The following is a 2,374-nucleotide window of genomic DNA, read 5'->3' on the forward strand; positions in this document are numbered from 1 at the left end:
TCTTTTTCGGGGTCCCCTCACACAACGGGTGTATGGCGGTCCCCCGTATCATGTCCGGGGTGACGGGGAGGATAGGCGAAGCTTTTCGAAGCCAAACTATGTCACCATCGACGAAGCGAGCCGCTTGACGGCGTAAATTCCAGCCGCAACACCTGTAACCCGCAGAATCGCGAAAGGGGACCAGCCAAGCATGAGCGAGATTGCCACGCCCGACCAGCTCCGCATGTCCTATTGGCGCTGGGCGATGGTGACCGTGCCGGCGATCGTGCTGATCGGCAGCCTGTCCGGGCTGCTCTCGAACAGCGGCTATGGCAACCGCTGGTTCGCCGCGCTGAACCTGCCCGCCATCACGCCGCCGGGCTGGGTGTTCGCGCTGGTCTGGCCCTTGCTCTATATCGGTCTCGGCCTGTCGCTCGCGATGGTGCTGCACGCGCGCGGCGCGAAGGGGCGCGGTTTCGCGCTGCTGCTTTTCTTCGTCCAGCTCGCCGCCAATTTCGCCTGGTCGCCGCTCTTCTTCGGCGCGCATCAGGTGACGACGGCGCTTTACCTGATCATTTTCATCCTGATGGTGACCGTCGCGACCGCCTTTGCCTTCGCGCCGATCCGCAAGGCGGCGGCGTGGCTGCTCGTCCCTTATATGGCGTGGCTCCTGTTCGCGGTGATCCTCAATTTCCAGATCGACCAGCGCAATCCCGGCGCCGAAACCCTTGTCCCCGCCGCCGCCAGCACCCAGATAGGGTGAGGCAAGGGATCATCTCCCCGACGAAGGAATTTTGATAATGCAGAGCGAGAACCGCTTTTTCGACGATCTGGCGAAGATGGTGAACGGCATCGCCGGCACCGTCGCGGGCGCCGGCCGCGAGGCCGAGGCCGCGATGCGCGAGCGCGCGAAGGAATTCGTCGGCCGCATGGACTTCGTCAGCCGCGAGGAGTTCGAGGCGGTGAAGGAAATGGCCGCGCGCGCGCGCGCCGAAGCCGAAACGCTGAAGGCGCGGCTCGACAAGCTGGAAGGCGCGGCCAAGCCGGCCGCGGCGCCTAAGGCAGCTGCGAAGCCTGCGGCCAAGGCGGCAGCGAAGCCGGCGGCGAAACCGAAGGCCGCACCCAAAAAATGATCGTCACCCCGGCGAAGGCCGGGGTCTCGACCCTGCGTTTTAGCTATACCGGCGAGATCCCGGCCCCCTCGACTGCCTTGCAGGCGCTCGGGACAGGCTTCGCCGGGATGACCTGTCACGCGCGGGTTGCGGACTCGCCACCTGCCGCAACACCCGCTAAAGGGCCCGCATGAGTGACGATATCTACGACGACGAAGACGGCCAGGAAGCGGCGCCGATCGACATGATCGCTTCCTATTTCGCCGCGCACGACTGGCCGCACGAGATGGTCGGCGAGGACGAGATCGTCGCGACCGCGCAGGGAAGCTGGACCGCCTATGAGCTGCGCGCGGTGTGGCGTCCCGAGGACGGGGTGATCCAGCTGCTCGCCTTCCCCGACATCCGCGTCGTCGAGGACAAGCGCGCCGTCGCGCACGAAGCGCTGGCGATGATCAACGAACAGCTTTGGCTCGGCCATTTCGAGCTGTGGTCGAACAGCGGCACGATCCTTTATCGCCACGGGATGCTCGTCGGCAGCAACGCGCAACTGCCGCTCGACCTCGCCGAGACGCTGATCGAAAGCGCGATCGACGAATGCGAGCGCTTCTATCCGGTGTTCCAGTTCGTGCTGTGGGGCGGCAAGACCCCCGCCGAAGCGCTCGCCGCCTCGCTGATCGAGACGCGCGGCGAGGCGTAAGTTTGTTTCGGTTTGTTTCGGCGCTCCGCCAATCAACAAAGCTCGTCATTGCGAGCGAAGCGAAGCAATCCAGAGTCGCGTAAACCGCCCTGGATTGCTTCGCTACGCTCGCAATGACGAGGTGTGGAGGCCCGAGGCCAGTCCGCTCATCTCTTCTCGAACTTCGTGATCCGCGTCCCCAGCTCGTTCGCACCGATCGCCAGCGGCTCGCCGCTCCAGTCGGCGACGAACACCGACGGCCAGCTTACCTCGGGCGACAGGCTCGCCCGGTTGCCCGAAATGGCGAGGCCGCGCGAGGGATGGTCGCGCGCTTCGGCGGCGACCGCGATGAAGGCCGAGTGATTTTCCTTGTCGGCCCCTTGCACGAACAGATTGTTGACGATCCGCCCCGTCGACCCCGCCGGCAGGTCGATCATATAATTGGTCGCCTTGCCCTGCGTGTCGTCGAAGCTGTTGTCGCTGACGTCGACGACCGCCGCGCGCGTCTTGAGATAATGGCCGCCGCTGCCCTTTTCGAAGCGCGTGCGGGTGACGACGACGCGGCCATAGTCGCCGGTATAGACGCTGTGCGCGCAGCTCAGCCCGC

3 protein-coding genes and 1 pseudogene are annotated in these 2,374 nt (G+C 65.2%); 3 read left to right on the forward strand and 1 reads right to left on the reverse strand.

Annotation, left to right across the window (positions count from 1 at the left end; genetic code table 11):
• Nucleotides 1–190 precede the first annotated feature (190 nt).
• The 3 genes from OJI97_RS01725 to OJI97_RS01735 all read left to right on the forward strand — a co-directional run bounded on the left by OJI97_RS01725 (nt 191) and on the right by OJI97_RS01735 (nt 1,788).
• Nucleotides 191–742: a TspO/MBR family protein gene (locus OJI97_RS01725; protein ID WP_297660436.1), complete on the forward strand. Its 552-nt coding sequence runs from the start codon at nt 191–193 to the stop codon at nt 740–742.
• 37 nt (nt 743–779) lie between these two features.
• Complete coding sequence (locus OJI97_RS01730; protein WP_297660438.1) at nt 780–1,112, forward strand: accessory factor UbiK family protein; 333 nt, start codon at nt 780–782, stop codon at nt 1,110–1,112.
• Between the two features lie 169 nt (nt 1,113–1,281).
• Nucleotides 1,282–1,788 carry a YbjN domain-containing protein gene (locus tag OJI97_RS01735; RefSeq protein WP_297660441.1) on the forward strand — a complete coding sequence of 169 codons (507 nt, stop codon included), beginning with the start codon at nt 1,282–1,284 and terminating at the stop codon, nt 1,786–1,788.
• A 146-nt stretch (nt 1,789–1,934) separates the two neighbouring features.
• On the opposite strand, the pseudogene OJI97_RS01740 reads toward OJI97_RS01735, so the two are convergent.
• Nucleotides 1,935–2,374 (reverse strand): annotated as a pseudogene (locus OJI97_RS01740) (right-handed parallel beta-helix repeat-containing protein); the annotation flags it as partial.

Source organism: Sphingopyxis sp., from assembly GCF_025869345.1.
Lineage (GTDB): Bacteria > Pseudomonadota > Alphaproteobacteria > Sphingomonadales > Sphingomonadaceae > Sphingopyxis.